Origin of the sequence: Methylobacterium aerolatum (genome assembly GCF_022179085.1) — a bacterium.
In the GTDB taxonomy this organism is placed as follows: domain Bacteria; phylum Pseudomonadota; class Alphaproteobacteria; order Rhizobiales; family Beijerinckiaceae; genus Methylobacterium; species Methylobacterium aerolatum.
Genome location: NZ_BPQE01000007.1, coordinates 39,780 through 58,374 on the forward strand (window position 1 = coordinate 39,780; position 18,595 = coordinate 58,374).

General features: G+C 70.3%; 18 protein-coding genes. 9 read left to right on the forward strand and 9 right to left on the reverse strand.

Annotated elements, in window-relative coordinates:
• Positions 1–214: 214 nt before the first annotated feature.
• The 3 genes from mutS to MFF06_RS05180 all read right to left on the reverse strand — a co-directional run bounded on the left by mutS (position 215) and on the right by MFF06_RS05180 (position 4,465).
• Positions 215–2,944, reverse strand: a complete 2,730-nt coding sequence (gene mutS / locus MFF06_RS05170) for a DNA mismatch repair protein MutS (RefSeq protein ID WP_238201948.1) — start codon at positions 2,942–2,944, stop codon at positions 215–217.
• Positions 2,945–3,052: 108 nt separating this feature from the next.
• Positions 3,053–3,352, reverse strand: coding sequence for a hypothetical protein (locus tag MFF06_RS05175; protein ID WP_238201949.1), 300 nt, complete (start codon positions 3,350–3,352; stop codon positions 3,053–3,055).
• Positions 3,353–3,532: 180 nt separating this feature from the next.
• Positions 3,533–4,465, reverse strand: a complete 933-nt coding sequence (locus MFF06_RS05180) for an alpha/beta fold hydrolase (protein WP_370876607.1) — start codon at positions 4,463–4,465, stop codon at positions 3,533–3,535.
• Positions 4,466–4,602: 137 nt separating this feature from the next.
• Between MFF06_RS05180 and MFF06_RS05185 the strand changes: the two genes are divergently transcribed.
• Entirely contained in the window at positions 4,603–5,355 is a 753-nt protein-coding gene (locus MFF06_RS05185; protein ID WP_238201950.1) for an SDR family oxidoreductase, read from the forward strand.
• Between the two features lie 44 nt (positions 5,356–5,399).
• On the opposite strand, the gene MFF06_RS05190 is transcribed toward MFF06_RS05185, so the two are convergent.
• The gene (locus MFF06_RS05190) at positions 5,400–6,371 is read right to left on the reverse strand and encodes a polyprenyl synthetase family protein (RefSeq protein WP_238201951.1); all 972 of its coding nucleotides are present in this window, start codon (positions 6,369–6,371) and stop codon (positions 5,400–5,402) included.
• 156 nt (positions 6,372–6,527) lie between these two features.
• Here MFF06_RS05190 and mtgA point away from each other — a divergent pair, with 156 nt between their 5' ends.
• Positions 6,528–7,178 (forward strand): monofunctional biosynthetic peptidoglycan transglycosylase, encoded by a 651-nt coding sequence (mtgA, locus tag MFF06_RS05195; RefSeq protein WP_238202005.1) that lies wholly within the window; start codon positions 6,528–6,530, stop codon positions 7,176–7,178.
• Positions 7,179–7,212: 34 nt separating this feature from the next.
• On the opposite strand, the gene MFF06_RS05200 is transcribed toward mtgA, so the two are convergent.
• On the reverse strand, positions 7,213–8,451 hold the full coding sequence (locus tag MFF06_RS05200) for an argininosuccinate synthase (protein ID WP_238201952.1): 1,239 nt from the start codon (positions 8,449–8,451) through the stop codon (positions 7,213–7,215).
• A 290-nt stretch (positions 8,452–8,741) separates the two neighbouring features.
• Here MFF06_RS05200 and MFF06_RS05205 point away from each other — a divergent pair, with 290 nt between their 5' ends.
• The 7 genes from MFF06_RS05205 to MFF06_RS05235 all read left to right on the forward strand — a co-directional run bounded on the left by MFF06_RS05205 (position 8,742) and on the right by MFF06_RS05235 (position 15,748).
• On the forward strand, positions 8,742–9,368 hold the full coding sequence (locus tag MFF06_RS05205; RefSeq protein WP_238201953.1) for a 2-hydroxychromene-2-carboxylate isomerase: 627 nt from the start codon (positions 8,742–8,744) through the stop codon (positions 9,366–9,368).
• Between the two features lie 114 nt (positions 9,369–9,482).
• Positions 9,483–10,178, forward strand: a complete 696-nt coding sequence (locus MFF06_RS05210; protein ID WP_238201954.1) for a DsbA family protein — start codon at positions 9,483–9,485, stop codon at positions 10,176–10,178.
• Between the two features lie 310 nt (positions 10,179–10,488).
• Complete coding sequence (locus tag MFF06_RS05215) at positions 10,489–11,061, forward strand: F0F1 ATP synthase subunit delta (protein ID WP_238201955.1); 573 nt, start codon at positions 10,489–10,491, stop codon at positions 11,059–11,061.
• A gap of 54 nt (positions 11,062–11,115) precedes the next feature.
• Positions 11,116–12,648, forward strand: a complete 1,533-nt coding sequence (gene atpA, locus MFF06_RS05220) for a F0F1 ATP synthase subunit alpha (RefSeq protein ID WP_238201956.1) — start codon at positions 11,116–11,118, stop codon at positions 12,646–12,648.
• Between the two features lie 147 nt (positions 12,649–12,795).
• Positions 12,796–13,689 carry a F0F1 ATP synthase subunit gamma gene (locus MFF06_RS05225; protein ID WP_238201957.1) on the forward strand — a complete coding sequence of 298 codons (894 nt, stop codon included), beginning with the start codon at positions 12,796–12,798 and terminating at the stop codon, positions 13,687–13,689.
• Between the two features lie 42 nt (positions 13,690–13,731).
• A complete protein-coding gene (gene atpD, locus MFF06_RS05230; RefSeq protein ID WP_238201958.1) occupies positions 13,732–15,189 on the forward strand; it encodes a F0F1 ATP synthase subunit beta in 1,458 nt (485 codons plus the stop codon).
• Positions 15,190–15,346: 157 nt separating this feature from the next.
• Positions 15,347–15,748 carry a F0F1 ATP synthase subunit epsilon gene (locus MFF06_RS05235; protein WP_238201959.1) on the forward strand — a complete coding sequence of 134 codons (402 nt, stop codon included), beginning with the start codon at positions 15,347–15,349 and terminating at the stop codon, positions 15,746–15,748.
• Positions 15,749–15,784: 36 nt separating this feature from the next.
• Here the strand turns inward: MFF06_RS05235 and MFF06_RS05240 are convergent, their stop codons facing one another.
• The 4 genes from MFF06_RS05240 to MFF06_RS05255 are packed head-to-tail and all read right to left on the reverse strand — an operon-like array spanning position 15,785 to position 18,560.
• Positions 15,785–17,044, reverse strand: coding sequence for a CCA tRNA nucleotidyltransferase (locus tag MFF06_RS05240; protein WP_238201960.1), 1,260 nt, complete (start codon positions 17,042–17,044; stop codon positions 15,785–15,787).
• Positions 17,041–17,298, reverse strand: coding sequence for a DUF6111 family protein (locus MFF06_RS05245; protein WP_238201961.1), 258 nt, complete (start codon positions 17,296–17,298; stop codon positions 17,041–17,043). The genes MFF06_RS05240 and MFF06_RS05245 overlap by 4 nt, the downstream gene beginning before the upstream one ends.
• Positions 17,299–17,307: 9 nt before the next feature.
• Positions 17,308–17,985 carry a CoA pyrophosphatase gene (locus tag MFF06_RS05250; RefSeq protein ID WP_238201962.1) on the reverse strand — a complete coding sequence of 226 codons (678 nt, stop codon included), beginning with the start codon at positions 17,983–17,985 and terminating at the stop codon, positions 17,308–17,310.
• A complete protein-coding gene (locus tag MFF06_RS05255; RefSeq protein WP_238201963.1) occupies positions 17,982–18,560 on the reverse strand; it encodes a DUF1285 domain-containing protein in 579 nt (192 codons plus the stop codon). The genes MFF06_RS05250 and MFF06_RS05255 overlap by 4 nt, the downstream gene beginning before the upstream one ends.
• Between the last annotated feature and the right edge of the window lie 35 nt (positions 18,561–18,595).

Sequence of the window (18,595 nt, forward strand, 5' to 3'; positions counted from 1 at the left end):
CCTGAGCGTCTGGCCGAAAAGGGCGTTTCCCCTCCGTCTTCGCGAGGGGCGAGCCGGAGATCTGAGACAACGCGCTAGTGCATCGATCCAGTCGGAGGTGTCGGCCGAGACTGGAAAAATTGATGCAAAAACAATGAACTAGTGCAGGATCGCATGAACGGAGTGAGTGCGTCACTGCACCGGCGCGGCCGAACCTTCCGCCCTCTCGACCCTCCTACCCCGCCAACGCCTCCGCGCGCTCGCGCTTCAGCCGGTAGAGCGCCTCCAAAGCCTCCCGCGGCGTCAGGGCATCCGGGTCGATGGCGTCGAGGAGCGGGCCGAGGGGATCCTCCGCCGCGGGAGCCGGCGGCTCCTCCGGAGGGGGCGGGGCGAGGTTGGCGAACAGCGGCAGGTCGTCGATCCTGGCGCGCGCCGAGCGTCCGCCCTGCGACTTCTCCAGGCTCTTCAGGATCGCCCCCGCCCGGGTCACGACCGTGGCGGGGAGCCCCGCGAGGCGGGCCACCTGCAACCCGTAGCTGCGCTCGGCGATCCCGGGGACGACCTCGTGCAGGAAGACGACACCGCCGCGGTGCTCGGCCACCTTGAGCGTGGCGTTGTCGATCCGCGCCAAGCGGTCACCCAGGGCGGTCAACTCGTGAAAGTGGGTGGCGAACAGCGCCCGGCAGGCATTGGCCTCGTGCAGGTGCTCCAGGCAGGCCCAGGCAATGGACAGCCCGTCGAAGGTCGCCGTGCCGCGGCCGATCTCGTCCAGAATGACGAGCGAATGCCGGGTCGCTTGGTTCAGGATGGCGGCGGTCTCCACCATCTCGACCATGAAGGTCGATTGACCGCGGGCGAGGTCGTCGGCGGCGCCCACCCGTGAGAACAGCCGGTCCACCCGGCCAATGCGGGCCTCGCGGGCGGGCACGAAGGCGCCCATCTGCGCCAGGACGACGATGAGGGCGTTCTGGCGAAGGAAGGTCGACTTGCCGCCCATGTTCGGGCCGGTGATGAGGCGGATGCGCCCCCGCCCCTCGCCGGAGAGGTCGCAATCGTTGGCGATGAAGGGCTCGCCCGCCCGCCGCAGCGCCGCCTCGACCACGGGATGGCGTCCGCCGCCGACCGCGAAGGCGAGGCTGTCGTCCACCACGGGGCGGCGCCAGTCGTTCTCGATGGCGAGGTCCGCGTGGCTCGCGGCCACGTCGAGGGACGCCAGCGCCTCCGCGGCGGCCGTGATCCCCGCCGCCTCCGCGACGATCCGGGCGGCGAGGTCGTCGAAGACCTGGGCCTCCAGCGCGAGCGCCCGGTCCGCCGCGCCGGAGATCTTACGCTCCAGCTCACCGAGCTCGACGCTGGTGAAGCGCATGGCATCGACCATCGTCTGCCGGTGCACGAACTCCTTCTGCAGGCCCTTGAGGCAAGCCTCGCCCACCGATTGTGGGACCTCGATGAAATAGCCGAGCAGATTGTTGTGCTTGATGCGCAGGGTCCGGCAGCCGGTCTCCTCCGCGTAGCGCGCCTGGAGCGCCGCCACCACCTTGCGCGAATCCTGGCCGAGGAGCCGTGCCTCGTCGATCTCCGGGTGGAAGCCCGCGCGGACGAAGCCGCCGTCGCGCCGGGACAGGGGCAGATCCTCCGCGAGGCTCGCGCGCAGGATCTCCACCAGGCCCGCATCGACGGCGGAGAGGGTCTGTCCGATTGCCGCGAGGGCGGCAGGCAGGTCGGGGACCCGCGCCAGGGTGTCCCCGAGGCGCGCCGCCGAGGCGAGGCCGTCGCGGATCGCGGCGAGGTCGCGGGGGCCGGCGCGGCCGAGCCCCACGCGGGACAGGGCACGGGGCAGGTCCGGCGCGCCGGCGAGCGTGTCCCGGCAGATCTGGCGGAGGGCGGAATCGTCCACGAGCCGCGCCACCGCGTCCTGCCGCTGCCCGATCCGCGCGAGGTCGGTCAGTGGCCCGGCCAGATGCTCCGCGAGGAGGCGTGCGCCGTTGGCCGTCACCGTCCGGTCGATGGTGGCGAGCAGGCTTCCCGTCCGCTCGCCGGAGAGCGTGCGGGTAAGTTCGAGGTTGGCGCGGGTCGCGGCGTCGATGGCGAGCGTCGCGCCGGCCTCCTCCCGGCTCGGGATCGCCAGGGGCGGGCGGGCGGCGAGTTGCGTGCGCGCGATGTAGAGCAGGGCGGTTCCGGCGGCGGCGATCTCCGCCCGGGAAAAGCTGCCGAAGCCGTCGAGGGTCGAGACGCCGTACTGTTCCTTGATGCGGCGGTCGGCGGCGGCCGGCTCGAGTTCCGCCTGCGCCAGGGGCACGACCGCCGCGCGCGTCTCCTGCCACAGGCGCGCGAGGCCCGGATCGGCATGGATCGCCTCGGAGAGGACGATCTCGCGGGGATCGTGCCGGGCGATGGCGCCGGGCAACTCGCCGGCGGACACCTCGCTCAGGGAGAAGCGGCCGGTGGAGATGTCGATGGCCGCGAGCCCGTAGGCGAAAGCGGTCTCGGCGGTCTTCCGGCGGCCGACGGCCAGCAGCAGGTTGGCGCTCGCCGGATCGAGAAGCCGATCCTCGGTGATGGTACCCGGCGTGACGAGGCGCACCACCTCCCGCCGCACCACCGATTTCGGGCCGCGCTTCTTGGCTTCAGCCGGATCCTCGGTCTGCTCGCAGACGGCGACCCTGTGTCCGAGGCCGATGAGGCGATTGAGGTAGTCGTCCGCCCGGTCTACCGGCACCCCGCACATGGGGATCTCGGTGCCGGCGTGCCGCCCGCGCTTGGTGAGGACGATGCCCAGCGAGCGTGAGGCGATCTCCGCATCGCCGAAGAACAGCTCGTAGAAGTCGCCCATCCGGTAGAACAGGAGACAATCCGGGTTGGCGGATTTGATCTCGATGTACTGCGCCATCATCGGCGTGGCGCCGGCCGGATCGAGCCCCCCGGAATCCTGCGGCGGCGAAGAGGAGCGGAGTGTGCGGCCCATGGCGCACCTTACCAGACCCATCTTCCCGAATCAGTCCCGCGGCCGCGCTTGCCTGGGGACGTCGGACCCGGCGCGCGCTGCGCCGGGTCCGCGTTCTTAGGGTTTCGCTCAGTAGCGCGGGCCGCCGGTGGTGTTGCCGAGCTGCTGCGCGCGGCCGGGCATCGCCGGGTTGCGCGAGTTCGGGTCGCCGTGGCGCATGGTGTTCATGCGGCGCATCCGGCGCTCGTGCCGGGTGGAGTGGTGACGGCCCCAATGATGATGCCGGTGATGACGGTGCATCGCGACGGTCTCGATCAGATCCGATTGGCCGAGGCCGGGCTGAACGGGGGCAGGAGCGGCCTGGGCCGAGCCGGCGAAGAGGCCGCCGAGGATCAGGCCGGTGGCCAGCGTGGTACGAAGAAAGCTCAAGGGTCGCCTCCAGAGGCAGGGATTATGCGGCCACCAAATTGTGCAAAACCTTCAAGGGTTCCGTGGGACGGCTCGAAAAGATTCCTGCGTCTGAGCGGATTTTCACGGATTAAGGGCGCCTCGTGAACTTCCCCATGCGCCGGGGAGGCCCGGTGGAGAACTCTGAGGGAAAGGCGGGTGTCACGGGGAGGTCTCTGCGGCGGGCGAGCCCGGTCCGGTCCCGGCAGGGGCGAAGAACCCGGCCAGCGCGTTCGACACCGCCGCCGCCTCTTCGTGCTGGATCCAATGGGTCGCGACGGGAAACCACCGCACGCGGCCCTGGTCGCACAGGCGCAGGCTTTCCTCCGCAAGGCCCGCCTGGAGAGCATGGTCCCTCCGTCCCCAGAGGATGAGGGTCGGCATTCGCACGCGCGGCGCGTCCCGCCGGGGCAGGCGAGCGAGGGCGCGATACCACCCGAGCATGGCGGTGAGCGCCCCGGGCCGACGCCATTCCCGCACGTAGGCGTCGATCTCCGGCCCGGAGAAGGTCCCGGGACGGGACGTGGAGACCATGGCCCGGCGCAGGACCTTGGCATCCCGCGCGAGCATCCACCGCTCCGGCAGGGCCGGGATCTGGAACACGCCGACATAGGCGCTGCGCAGCCATTGGCCGGGATGATGGCGCAGGTAGTCCCGCACCACGCCGGGGTGGGGCGCGTTGAGGATCGCGAGCCGTGCGACGCGGTCCGGGTGGAAACTCGCCGCCCACCACGCGACGAGGCCGCCCCAATCGTGGCCTGCGAGGTCGAACCGGCGGAAGCCGCAGGCATCGGCCAGGGAGATCACGTCCCCCGCGAGGCGATCCAGATGATAGGCGGCGATGCCCTCCGGCCGCTCGCTCGCCCCGTATCCCCGCTGGTCCGGCATGACGACGCGGAACCCCGCCCGCGTCAACGGCCCGACCTGGCGGCGCCAGCCGCGGGCGCTCTCGGGAAAGCCGTGGAGCAAGATGAGGGGGCGGCCGTCCACCGGCCCGGCCTCGGCGACATGCAGGCGGATGCCCCCGGCCTGGACCATGCGGAAGGTGACGCCGTCGGGCCAGAGGCCGTCAAGGGAAGGATCGGTCTGGGACATGCTCACCCCGGATCGACGCGTTCCGACGACAAGCGTTCCGGTTTCACGCGCGGTTTCGCGGATCGGCCCGGCATCGGCCTTCGCGCGGAGCGCGGACTTGGCTACAGCCTCCCGGCCATACCAGCGCGGAGGACACCATGAGCGGCGAGGCCAGGATCGCGATCGTCACGGGGGCGGGAACGGGCATCGGGCGCGCCGCCGCCGTGTCTCTCGCGGGTGCGGGATGGCGCGTGGTCCTCTCGGGCCGTCGCCGCGAGCCCCTCGAAGAGGTGGCCGCCGAACTCGGCTCAGATGTCGCCCACGTGATCCCCACCGACGTGACGGACCCCGACTCGATCAAGGCCTTGTTCGACGGAACCGTCGCCCGCTTCGGCCGCCTCGATCTCCTGTTCAACAATGCCGGCGTCGGCGCCCCCGCCGTCCCCCTCGAGGATCTGCCCCTGGAGACGTGGCGGCAGGTGGTCGACACCAATCTCACCGCGATCTTCCTGTGCACGCAGCACGCCTTCCGCATCATGCGCGACCAGAACCCGCGCGGCGGGCGCATCATCAACAACGGGTCGATCTCGGCCCACGCGCCGCGTCCGTTCTCCATCGCCTACACCGCGACGAAGCACGCCGTGACCGGCATCACCAAGTCCACCTCCCTCGACGGACGCGCCTACGACATCGCCTGCGGCCAGATCGACATCGGCAACGCCGACACCTCCATGGGCGGCCGGATGAAGGCGGGCGTGCCCCAGGCGGACGGCAGCGTCCGCCCCGAGGCGGTGATGGACGTGGCCCATGTGGGCCAAGCCATCCTCGCCATGGCCAGCCTGCCGCTCGACGCCAACGTCCAGTTCATGACCGTGATGGCGACCAAGATGCCCTTCGTCGGGCGGGGCTGACGCCCCTCCCGTGCGGTGATGGAGGGGGCGGCCGGTTCCCCCGCTCAGGTCTTCCGCGCCACGGTGAACCGGGCGGCGTCGCGCAGGACGCGGGCGCCCTCGCCCCAGGAAGACACGGCGTCCTCGCAGACCGTCACGAGGCGGTCGCACTCGGCGCGGGCGCCATCGAGGCCCAGGCGGTCGACCAGGGTCGCCTTACCGGCATCCTTGTCCTTGCCCGTGGCCTTGCCCATGGCCTCGGGAGATGCCTCGCGGTCGAGGATGTCGTCGGCGATCTGGAAGGCTTGACCCAGGGCGTGGCCGTAGCGGAGGAGGGCTGCGCGTTCGGCCTCGTCGGCCCCGCCCACCAGGGCGCCGGCCTCCACCGAGAAGGCGAGGATCGCCCCGGTCTTCATGGCCTGCATCCGCAGGGTATCGTCCACATCGAGGTTCACCGCGCCAAAGCGGCCCTCGGCGGTCAGGTCGAGGAGCTGGCCGCCCACCATGCCCCCGAGGCCGGAGGCGCGGGCGAGGCCGAGGACGAGGTCGGCACGGATCGCCGGATCGGGCTGCCAAGTCGGGTCGGCCACCACCTCGAAGGCGAGGGTCTGGAGGGCGTCGCCCACGAGGATGGCGGTCGCCTCGTCATACGCCTTGTGCACCGTCGGCTTGCCCCGGCGCATGTCGTCGTCGTCCATCGCCGGCAGGTCGTCGTGGACCAGGGAATAGCAGTGGACCAGCTCGACGCCCGCGCCGGCGGCGAGCGCCGCGGCCTCGGTGCCGCCGAGCATCCGGGCGGTCTCGATCGCCAGGAACGGGCGCAGGCGCTTGCCGCCGCCGAGAACGGCGTGGCGCATGGCCTCCATCAGGCGCGGGGGCCGGGTGATCTCGCCGGGGCCGGTCGTGGCGCCGAGCCGCTCCACCAGAAAAGTCTCGACCTGCTGGGCGACCTGCGACAGCCTGTGGGAAAAGTCGGGCGCGGAGGAGTCCGCCTTGACCGGACGGGCATGGCCCTGCGTTGAGGAGTTCGAGGTCATCGGGCGCTGCGTCCGGTTGGGGCCGTGCGGGGTGGATCGGGCTGTGGCGTGAGAGACGAGGATGGCAGGGACCGCCCGGTCGACCGACCGTCCGCCGGGCGGGAGGCGATGCCGCCCTCCGCGCGGTCAGGGCGAACGGCGCCGTTCCGCCGGCTGGTGGGGTTTGTGCTGCTGCTTCCGGCCGTCCTCGCCGTTCTCACGCTTGTGCTGGCGCTCGTCTATAGCGCGGTGACGCCGCCGTCGACTCTGATGCTCGGCCGGTGGTTGACCCTGCAACCTGTGGAGCGGGTGGCCGTGCCCCTCTCGCAGATCGCGCCCGCCCTGCCCCTCGCCGTCATCTCCTCGGAGGATCAGCGCTTCTGCCTCGATCACGGCGTGGACTTCGGGGCGCTCCGCGACGTCGTGGAGGACGACGACGCCCGGGCCAGGGGGGCCTCCACCATCGCGATGCAGACGGTGAAGAACGTCTTCCTGTGGCCGGGGCGCTCCTACATCCGCAAGGCCATGGAGATTCCCCTCGCCCTGGCCCTCGACGCCCTCTGGGGCAAGCGCCGGATGATGGAGATCTACCTCAACGTCGCGGAATGGGGCGACGGCATCTACGGGGCGCAGGCGGCGAGCCGCCACTGGTTCCGCAAGGACGCCAGGGACCTGACCCGCAGCGAGGCGGCGCTCCTCGCCGCGGTGCTGCCCAACCCGATCCTGCGCAGCGCGGGACGCCCCTCGCCCGGCGTCCGCCGCCGGGCGGCGCGGATCCAGGCGATGATGGCGCATACGGAGGGGCTGGCGGGCTGCCTGCGGCCGTAGCGCCGCCGTCGCCCCGCCGCCCGCCGCGCTCCCCTCAGCCCTCGCGCTTCTTGCGCTGTGCCAGCGTCCGCAGCCGCAGGGCGTTGAGCTTGATGAAGCCCGCCGCGTCGCGATGGTCGTAGGCGACGGCCCCCTCCTCGAAGGTGACGAGATCCTGATCGTACAGGGAGTTCGGGCTCTCCCGGCCGATGACGTGGATGCCGCCCTTGTACAGCTTCAGACGCACCGTGCCGGTGACCTTCTCCTGGCTCCGGTCGATCAGCGCCTGGAGCATCTCGCGCTCCGGCGAGAACCAGAAGCCGTTGTAGATCAACTCCGCGTATTGCGGCATCAGCTGATCCTTCAAGTGGGCGGCGCCCCGGTCGAGGGTGATCGATTCGATCGCCCGGTGCGCCGGAAGCAGGATCGTGCCGCCGGGCGTCTCGTACATGCCCCGGCTCTTCATGCCGACGAAGCGGTTCTCCACGAGGTCGAGGCGGCCGATGCCGTTGTCGTGGCCGAGTTGGTTGAGCTTGGCGAGGAGGGTCGCCGGGCTCATCCGCTCGCCGTCGATCGACACCGCGTCGCCGCGCTCGAAGCCGATGGTGACGATGGTGGGCGTGTCGGGCGCCTCCTCCGGGGAGCGCGTCCGCGAATAGACGTAGTCCGGCACTTCCACGGCCGGGTCCTCCAGCACCTTGCCCTCCGAGGAGGCGTGCAGGAGGTTCGCATCGACCGAGAACGGGCTCTCGCCGCGCTTATCCTTGGCGATCGGGATCTGGTGCTGCTCGGCGAAGGCGATGAGCTGCTCGCGGGAGCGCAGGTCCCACTCGCGCCAGGGGGCGATGACCGTCACGTCGGGCTTCAGGGCGTAGTAGCCGAGCTCGAACCGGACTTGGTCGTTCCCCTTGCCGGTGGCCCCGTGGCACACCGCGTCGGCCCCCACCGCCTCCGCGATCTCGATCTGCTTCTTGGCGATCAGCGGCCGGGCGATCGAGGTGCCGAGGAGGTAGACCCCCTCGTAGACGGCGTTGGCCCGGAACATCGGGAACACGTAATCGCGAACGAACTCCTCGCGCAGGTCCTCGATGTAGATGTTCTCGGGCTTGATCCCGAGCAGCTCCGCCTTCCGACGGGCGGGCTCCAGCTCCTCCCCCTGGCCCAGATCGGCGGTGAAGGTTACAACCTCGCAGCCGTACGTTGTCTGCAGCCACTTCAGGATGATGGATGTGTCGAGGCCGCCGGAATAGGCGAGCACGACCTTCTTCACGGCGGGCTTGGCTGGGTCGGTCATGCGGCGTCCGAAGCGGGAGGGCTGGTGATCGCGGCGGCTTATCGCGGGCGACCCGTGGCTGCAACAGAGGTGCGCGGTTCGCGACCGGCGCGGTCGGCCCGATCCGTGCAACCGCCATGCCGGCTGAAGCGTAAGCCTCGACCGGCGGTTTGAGAGAAACGACCCCCCGCGCCTTGCTGCGGCGCTTGCCTAACCCAAGTTTGCCTGACCCGAGTTTGCTTGGCCGAGGTTCGCCTGAACCGAGGTTGGCGGATCGTTTCCTCCAGGCGAGGACGGAGAAACCGAGCACAATGGCGCGCCAGCCCACGTTGGAGTTCTGGTACGAGTTCGCCTCGACCTACTCGCACCTCGCCGCCCACCGGATCGAGGCGGCGGCGGAGGCGGCGGGGGTGGCCGTCCGTTGGCGGCCGTTCCTGCTCGGCCCCCTCTTCGCCTCTCAGGGTTGGACCACCTCGCCGTTCAACCTCTACCCGGCCAAGGGCCGGGCCATGTGGCGGGACGTGGAGCGCGAGGCCGCCGCCGCCGGCCTGCCGCCGCTGACCAAGCCCGATCCCTTTCCGCAGAACAGCCTCAACGCCGTGCGTGTGGCCGTCTACGGGCAGGACCAGGACTGGCTCGTCCCCTTCTCCAAGGCCGTGTTCGCCGCGAGCTTCGCCCAGGGAAAGTCCATCGCCGAGCCGGGTTCCGTCATCGCGATCCTCGATTCGCTCGGCCTCGACGGCACCCAGGTGCTGAAGGCCTCGGCGGCCGAGGCCAACAAGACCAAGCTGCGGGTGAACGTGGAGGAGGCGCGCTCGCGCGGCATCTTCGGCGCGCCGACCTTCCTGACGGATGACGGCGAACTGTTCTGGGGCAACGACCGGATGGATCAGGCGCTGGCCTGGGCGAGCGGCGACCGGCCTCCGGGCCTGCGGTGACGGGCGCAGGCGCGGCGACGGCCGGGCCGGCGATCGCGTCGCGCCAATCGGCCATCGTTTCGCCTGCCGTGGATGGATAAGCCACGGCCGTCCGCCGCCGACACGATGATCCCCATGCCCCTCACCCGTCGACACCTCCTGGCCGCCGCCGGCCTCGCTTCCGTCGGAGCCGCTGCCGCGAGGCCCGCCCGCGCACAGTCCTACGGCCAGCGGGTCGCGATCACGGGGGACGATGGAAAGGCCGTGGCGAACTCGGTCCTGCCCGGTGAGATCACGGGGCAGATCCCGGCCCTGCGCGGCGTGACCTATGCCGGGCCGAAGGACGCCGAGACGACGCTCTACGAGTTCTACGACTTCAACTGCCCCTGGTGCCGGAAGGCCGCCGCCGACGTCGTCTCCCTGCACGATTCGGACACGGCGCTGCGCATCGGCTTCGTGCAGAACCCGATCCTGTCGCCGGAATCGGCGCAGGCCGCCAAGGTGATGCTCGCCGTGCAGCGCAAGCTCGGGTCGGCGGCCGCGTTCCAGTTTTACCGGACGCTCCTGTCCCGCCCGGGCCGGATCGACGGCCTCGGCGCGCTGGCCGTGGCCACGACGCTCGGCATCCCGCAGGCCGAGGCCGAGGAGATCGCCGACAGCGACGAGGTGCGGCTGGCGCTGCGCAGCCACATGCGGATGGCCGCCGATCTCGGCCTCTACGCGACCCCGTCCTACGTTCTCGGCAACGCCGGCATCCTCGGCCACCCCGGCGCGAAATCCATGGCGAAGATGATCGCCGCAACCCGCCGGTGCGACCGGCTGGCCTGCTGAGCGCTTTCCCGCCGATCGCGCCGGATGCTGAACACTGCGTATCCGGCGCCCCGACATGCCCGCGTCCGCAGGGAAAAAGCGTCGCCGTGAGGGCGTCACACTTCCGCCGCCCTCACGCGCAGCCCGTGACGTCGCCTTGCGCCGGTCCGTGTAGCCATGCTAGGCGGTCGCCGCGCCGGACGGGGCGAGCGATGCCTTCCCGCTCCCGGTGAGTTCCAAAAACCTTGCCCAAGCCCGTAAGGTCTTGCGCAGCGCCCGGACCGGTCGCTCTGACCGAGACCAGGCGGGCAACGAGAGAAGAGAGCGACGGGTGGCGCAGAACGGTTCCGAAGCTGGTCCCCTCGTCGCTGGCGTGGCGGGACGTTACGCCTCCGCCCTCTTCGAGCTCGCACGGGACGAGCGGCAGCTCGATGCCGTCGCCCAGGGCCTCAATGATTTCGACACGCTCCTGAAGGACAGCGCCGACCTGCGCCGCCTCGTGCGGAGCCCGGTCTTCAGCGCCGAGGAGCAGGAAGCCGCCATCGGCGCCATCCTGGACAAGGCGGGCATCACCGGGCTCGCCGCCAACTTTATCCGGCTCGCCGCCGCGAACCGCCGCCTCTTCGCCCTCCCCGGCATGATCGGCGCCTTCCGCGCCCTCCTGCAGGATTCGAAGGGCATCGTGCGCGCCGAGGTCCGCGTGGCCGAGAAGCCGTCCGACGCCCTGGTCCAGGAGATCAAGGCGGCGCTCAAGGACGTCGCCAAGGCGGATGTGGACATCGACCTCGTGGTCGACCCGAGCCTGATCGGCGGCCTCATCGTGAAGATGGGCTCCCGCATGGTCGACGCCTCGCTGAAGACGAAGCTCAACGGTATCCGCCTCGCGATGAGGGCGGCGCGCTGACGCGCAGCCCCGCGACCCAGACACTCTCAGACGACTTAAGCCACAGGGGCCCCCATGGACATCCGCGCCGCCGAGATCTCCGCGATCCTCAAGGACCAGATCAAGAACTTCGGCGAGGAGGCCGAGGTCTCCGAGGTCGGTCAGGTTCTCTCCGTCGGTGACGGCATCGCCCGCGCCTACGGCCTCGACAACGTCCAGGCCGGCGAGATGGTCGAGTTCGAGTCGGGCGTGCGCGGCATGGCCCTGAACCTCGAGCAGGACAACGTCGGCATCGTGATCTTCGGCTCCGACCGTGAGATCAAGGAAGGCCAGACCGTCAAGCGCACGGGCGCCATCGTGGACGTGCCGGTGGGCAAGGGTCTGCTCGGCCGCGTCGTGGACGCGCTGGGCAACCCCATCGACGGCAAGGGCCCGATCCAGTCCTCCGAGCGTCGCCGCGTCGACGTGAAGGCGCCGGGCATCATTCCGCGCAAGTCGGTGCACGAGCCGATGGCCACGGGCCTCAAGGCCATCGACGCCCTCATCCCGGTGGGCCGCGGCCAGCGCGAGCTGATCATCGGCGACCGCCAGACCGGCAAGACCGCCATCGCGCTCGACACGATCCTCAACCAGAAGCCCGGCCACGCCGCCGGCGGCGACGAGAAGGCCAAGCTCTTCTGCATCTACGTCGCCATCGGTCAGAAGCGCTCGACCGTCGCCCAGTTCGTGAAGGTCCTCGAGGACCAGGGCGCCCTGGAATACTCCATCGTCATCGCCGCCACCGCGTCGGACGCGGCGCCGATGCAGTTCATCGCGCCCTTCGCCGGCTGCGCCATGGGCGAGTACTTCCGCGACAACGGCATGCACGCCGTGATCGTGTATGACGATCTGTCCAAGCAGGCCGTCGCCTACCGTCAGATGTCCCTGCTGCTGCGCCGCCCGCCGGGCCGCGAGGCTTACCCGGGCGACGTGTTCTACCTCCACAGCCGCCTGCTGGAGCGCGCCGCCAAGATGGGCGATGCCGCCGGCGCCGGCTCGCTGACCGCCCTGCCGGTCATCGAGACCCAGGCCAACGACGTGTCGGCCTACATCCCGACCAACGTGATCTCGATCACCGACGGCCAGATCTTCCTTGAGACCGACCTGTTCTACCAGGGCATCCGCCCGGCGGTGAACGTGGGCCTCTCGGTGTCGCGGGTGGGCTCCTCGGCTCAGACGAAGGCGATGAAGAAGGTCGCCGGCAAGATCAAGGGCGAGCTGGCGCAGTACCGCGAGATGGCGGCCTTCGCGCAGTTCGGCTCCGATCTCGACGCCTCGACCCAGCAGCTCCTGAATCGCGGCTCGCGCCTCACCGAGCTCCTGAAGCAGCCGCAGTTCTCGCCGCTGAAGATGGAAGAGCAGGTCGCGGTGATCTACGCCGGCGTGAACGGCTACCTCGACAAGCTGCCGCTGGCGAAGGTCCGCCCCTTCGAGGACCAACTCCTGAGCACCCTGCGCACCAAGCACAAGGACCTGCTCGACTCGATCGCCGCCTCGAAGGACCTGTCGGACGAGAACGCCGGCAAGCTCAAGAGCGTCGTCGAGAGCGTGGCCAAGTCGGTCGCGTAGGACTCCTCCCCTCCCCTCGTGGGGAGGGCTAGGGATGGAGGTGGTGCCGGAGAGATCGCCACGGTGCCTCCTGAACCACCCCCACCACCGGCTCCTCCCCGCACGGGGGAGGAGAGGCCCTAACTGAACGGACCTGGACCGCACCCGATGGCGAGTTTGAAGGACCTGCGCAACCGCATCACCTCGGTGAAGGCGACGCAGAAGATCACCAAGGCCATGCAGATGGTCGCGGCCGCCAAGCTGCGCCGCGCGCAGATGGCCGCCGAGGCCGGGCGGCCCTTCGCCGAGAAGATGGCGGCCGTGCTCGGGAACCTCGCGGGCAACCTCGTGGGTGGCGCCGGCGCCCCGCGCCTGCTCACGGGTACCGGCTCGGATCAAACCCACCTGCTGGTGGTCTGCACGGGCGATCGCGGCCTGTGCGGCGCCTTCAACTCCTCCATCGTGCGGATGGCGCTGCGCGAGCATGCCCAGAAGCTCATGGCCGAGGGCAAGACGGTCAAGTTCATGACCGTGGGCAAGAAGGGCTTCGACCTCCTGCGCCGGCAGTACCGGGACCAGATCGTCGAGAGCATGGACATCCGTGGCAACAGGCCGGTGGACTATGCCTTCGCCTCGGAGATCGCCGAGAAGATCGTCGCCCGCTATGACGCCGGCGAGTTCGACGTGGCAACGCTGTTCTACTCGGAGTTCCGCTCGGTGATCTCGCAGATCCCGACGGCCCAGCGCCTCATCCCCGCCGAGCTTCCGGCCAACTCCGGCCAGGAGACGGCGAAGGGCGGCGGGACCGCCGCCCTCGAATTCGAACCCTCTGAGGAGGCGATCCTCCAGACCCTGCTGCCGCAGAACCTCGCGGTGCAGGTCTACCGGGCGCTCCTCGAGAACGCGGCCTCCGAGCAGGGCGCGCGCATGAGCGCGATGGATTCGGCCACCCGCAACGCGGGCGAGATGATCAAGAAGCAGACGCTGGTCTACAACCGGACGCGTCAGGCCATGATCACCAAGGAGCTGATCGAAATCATTTCCGGCGCCGAGGCCCTCTAAGGCTCCTGGCACCGTCCGAACAGATTGAAGGGTAGGCAGATTATGGCGAACACCGCGCTCCCCGGCACCGGCTCCAACAAGGTCGGCAAGATCACCCAGGTCATCGGCCCCGTGGTCGACGTGCAGTTCGAGGGCCACCTGCCCGAGATCCTGAACGCCCTGGAGACCAAGAACAACGGCGCCCGCCTCGTCCTCGAGGTTGCGCAGCAGCTCGGTGAGAACACCGTCCGCTGCATCGCCATGGACACCTCCGAGGGTCTGACCCGCGGCCAGGAGTGCACGGATACCGGCGAGCCGATCAAGGTGCCGGTGGGCATGAACACCCTCGGCCGCATCATGAACGTCATCGGCGAGCCGATCGACGAGGCCGGCCCGGTACAGACCGACACCTACCGCGCCATCCACCAGCCCGCCCCCTCCTACGCGGACCAGTCCACCGAGGCGCAGATCCTCGTCACGGGCATCAAGGTGGTGGACCTCCTGGCCCCCTACGCCAAGGGCGGTAAGATCGGCCTGTTCGGCGGCGCCGGCGTCGGCAAGACCGTGCTGATCATGGAGCTGATCAACAACATCGCGAAGGTGCACTCCGGCTACTCGGTCTTCGCCGGCGTGGGCGAGCGCACCCGCGAGGGCAACGATCTCTATCACGAGATGATCGAGTCCAATGTGAACAAGAACCCGAAGGAGAACGGCGGTTCGGCCGAGGGTTCGAAGTGCGCGCTGGTCTACGGCCAGATGAACGAGTCCCCCGGCGCCCGCTCCCGCGTGGCCCTCACCGGCCTGACCATCGCGGAGCAGTTCCGTGACGAGGGCCAGGACGTGCTGTTCTTCGTGGACAACATCTTCCGCTTCACGCAGGCGGGCTCCGAGGTGTCGGCGCTTCTCGGCCGTATCCCCTCGGCGGTGGGCTACCAGCCGACGCTGGCCACCGACATGGGCGCTCTGCAGGAGCGCATCACCACCACCAACAAGGGTTCGATCACCTCGGTGCAGGCCATCTACGTGCCGGCCGACGATCTGACCGACCCGGCGCCCGCCGCCTCCTTCGCCCACCTCGACGCCACGACCGTGCTCTCGCGCTCGATCGCCGAGAAGGGCATCTACCCGGCGGTGGATCCGCTGGACTCCACCTCGCGCATGCTGTCGCCGACCATCCTCGGCGAGGAGCACTACGACGTGGCCCGCCGCGTCCAGCAGACCCTTCAGCGCTACAAGGCCCTGCAGGACATCATCGCGATCCTGGGCATGGACGAGCTGTCCGAAGAGGATAAGCTCACGGTGGCCCGCGCCCGCAAGATCGAGCGCTTCTTCTCGCAGCCCTTCTCGGTGGCCGAGGTGTTCACCGGCTCGCCGGGCAAGCAGGTCGCCCTCGAAGACACGATCAAGGGCTTCAAGGGCCTCGTGAACGGCGACTACGACGACCTCCCGGAGGCCGCCTTCTACATGGTCGGCACCATCGAGGAGGCCCAGGAGAAGGCTAAGAAGCTCAAGGCGGCGTAAGGCTGCCGTCTCCCCTCCCCGCCGGTCGCGACGGGGAGGGCATGGGTTGCAGGGGAACCGGGTCGCGCGATCCGGTTTTTCCTTGCCGACCCCCACCTTCACCTCCTCCCTGCGAGGGTGAGGAGCACGCGTCGCAGATGCGGGACACCTTCCACCGATGGCCACCTTCCATTTCGATTTCGTCGGCCCCGAGCGGACGCTGTATTCCGGCGAAGTGAACGCCGTTCAGTTGCCCGGCATCGAGGGCGAGATGACCGTGATGGCGGGCCACGCCCCGGTGATCACCTCCCTGCGCGTCGGCGTCATCGTCGTCACGGAGAGCGCCGGCACCGGCAAGCGGATCTACGTCCGCGGCGGGTTCGCCGATATCGGCCCCACGGGTGTGACGGTTCTCGCAGAGCGCGCCGCGCCGATCGAGGAGCTGAACGCCGCCTCGCTCGACCGGGATATCGACGCGATCCAGCTCCAGCGGGATGCGACCGAGGATCTGCAGCGCCGCGAGGAACTGAACGCGCAGATCGTCCAGCTGCAAGAGACCAAGAATCTGCTGAAGCTCTGAGGCCGGTGCGGGGCCGCGCCCCGCCCGTCCCACCGCTCAGGTGTGTCCCCCGGCCGTCGCCCGCGCGACGGCCGTTGCCGTTTCAAGCAGGGCGGCACGGCTGGCCTCGTCCTCCGGGCAACCCGCCGCCAGCCATTCGGCTCGCGCCCGCGCGAGACCCTGGCCGATGGCACGGCCCGGCGGAATGCCCTCTCGCACGAGGTCAGCTCCGACGAGGGGGAAGAGCGGATCGCTCCCACGGGCGCAGAGACGCACGATCTCGCCGGACGCCTCCGGCGTCAGCGCCGGGCGGGGCTCGCCGGCGAGCACCGCGAGGGTGTGCTCCAGGGTGGTGGCCCCGTGCTGCGCCGCCAGAGCCCGCGCCTGTGCCCTCTCGATCCCGTCGCGCCCGTGCAGGGCCGCGAGCGCCCGGGCATAGGCGCCGAGCGTGGCCGCCTCCGCCTTCGAGAGCCGAAGCCGCTCCTGCAGGCGCTCCGCGTCGGGTTCGGCATGGACGGCGAGGGAGGCGAGGCGCCACGCCGCGTCCTGTCCGGCCCTGGCGCTGCGTGCGAGTCGCCCGACCTCGCCGACCCCCCCGGTGATCCGTTGCAGGAGGCCGGTGGCGGACAGCAGACCCACCACGGAGACGCCGTGCTCCGCCAGCAGGAGCTTCATGAATTCGGACCGGACCCGCTCCTTTGAAAGCCCGTCCAGGGTATTCCGCGCGGCGATGCAGGCGGCGAGGGCGTCCGGGTCGGGGGCGCCGTCGAGGCCGAAGCGGGCGTGAAAGCGGAAGAACCGGAGGATGCGCAGGGCATCCTCGCGGATGCGGGTCGCCGCGTCGCCGATGAACCGCACCCGCCTCGCCTCCAGGTCGGCCACGCCGCCCACGGTGTCGTGCAGGGTACCGTCCGGCCCGAGGGAGAGGGCATTGATGGTGAAGTCGCGGCGCTCGGCATCGCGGGAAAAATCCCGTCCGAAGCGGACGACGGCATGCCGCCCGTCCGTCTCCACGTCCTCGCGCAGGGTCGTCACCTCGATGGGCTCGCCCCCGGAGACGAGGGTGATCGTGCCGTGCTCGATCCCCGTCGGCACCGCCTTCAGGCCCGCCGCGAGGCCGGCCCGCAGCACGGCCTCCGGGAGATGCGTCGTGGCGAGGTCGATGTCGGCGGCGGCGACGCCGAGGAGGGCATCCCGCACGCAGCCTCCCACGAGGCGGCTCTCCTCGCCCGGCATGTCCAGGGCCGCCAGGGCGGCGCGCACGGAGGGTCGGGCGAGCAGCGCCGCCGGACCCGCCCGGTCGAGGCGGCGCGTCATTGGAACCGGCCCGGTACAAGGCGCCCGTTCTCCATGTGCGCGGGGACGTAGCCGCCGTCCCGCCGCTCCGAGAAGAGCCCGTCGAAGACGAGGGTGCCGATGACGATGACGAGCCCGGCCAGCGTCAGCCGCAGGAGTTGCGGGCTCCAGTGCACGCCCCGCAGCGGGTTTCGCCCCGCGAGCAGCAGGTACACGAGGAACAGGGCGAAGGGGATCAGGAAGAGGCCGAACTCTTCGATGGCGCGGCGGAGCATGGCGACACGCTAACCCGCGGCGGGGCGGATGTCTCCGCGCACGGGCGGATCCTCGGGGTAGAGCCGTTCGCGCAGGTTGTTCAGGATGCCGGCGGTCACACCCCAGATCAGCCTGTCCCCGAAATGCAGGGCATAGAAATGTCGCTGGCGCCCCTGCCACTCGCGGGACCGCAGGACATAGCGCTCACGGTCCATCAGGAAGGCCAGCGGCACCTCGAAGACCTCCGCCACCTCGGCCGGATTGGGCCGGAAGGGTTCGGCGGGCCGCGCCAGCCCGATGACCGGCGTGACGAGGAACCCCGTCCCCGACAGGTACGGGTCGAGATAGCCGAGCACGCGCACGTCGGACGGCGCCAGGGCGATCTCCTCCTCGGCCTCCCGCAGGGCGGCGGCGGCAGGGCCGGGATCGGTGGGGTCGATCTTGCCGCCCGGCAGGGCGACCTGACCGGAATGGTTGCGCAGGCCCGTGGCCCGCTGGGTGAGGACGAGGACCGGCTCCTCGCCACGCAGCACGATCGGCACGAGCACCGCCGCGCGGCGATGGGGCGGCGGCGGGATCACCGCGGTCCCGGCGGGATCGATGCTGTGATCCCCGATCGGGTTGGAGGTCGGATCCTCCGGGCCTGGCGGGGAGGCCGAGAGACCCGCGAGCGCGCGGGCGAGGATGTCGGCGAGGGCGTCGCTCACGCCCCGTCCGCCGGCGCGATCCGGTGGAAGGTGCCACCCGCCGCGATGCCGAGCCAGGGCTGTCCGTCGAGGACACGCTCCTCGGCCAGATCCACGAGGTCGAAGGTCAGCGCGCGGGTCACGAGGGCCCAGAGGTCGCGCCGGACGTGGAGATAGGGCTTCAGGCCCCCGTCCGTGTCCTGCTCGAAGCGCAACCTGTGATCGGCATCGACCTGTACGAGGTCGTCAACGCTGGTGCGGAAGGCGAGGCTGCGCCCGTCGCCCTTTCCCTCCACGGCCATCTCGACCGCCAGGAACGGCGCATCCTCCACGGTGATGCCGACGCACTCGACGGGGGTGACGAGGGTGGTTCGCCCGTCCGGCTCCCGTCGCAGGATGGTCGAGAACAGCCGGACGAGCTTCTCCCGCCGGATCGGCGAGCCGTTGTGGAACCACGTCCCGTCGGCGGCGATGCGGATGTCGATCTCGCCGCAATAGGGCGGCGTCCACCGGTCCACCGGCGGCAGGCCGCGCTTCGGCAACGCGCCCAGCGCCGCGCTCAGGCGGCTCAGGGCCGGATCGGTGTCCTCGCTCATGCTCGGAACATAGCGCCCCCCGGCGACGGGTTCCA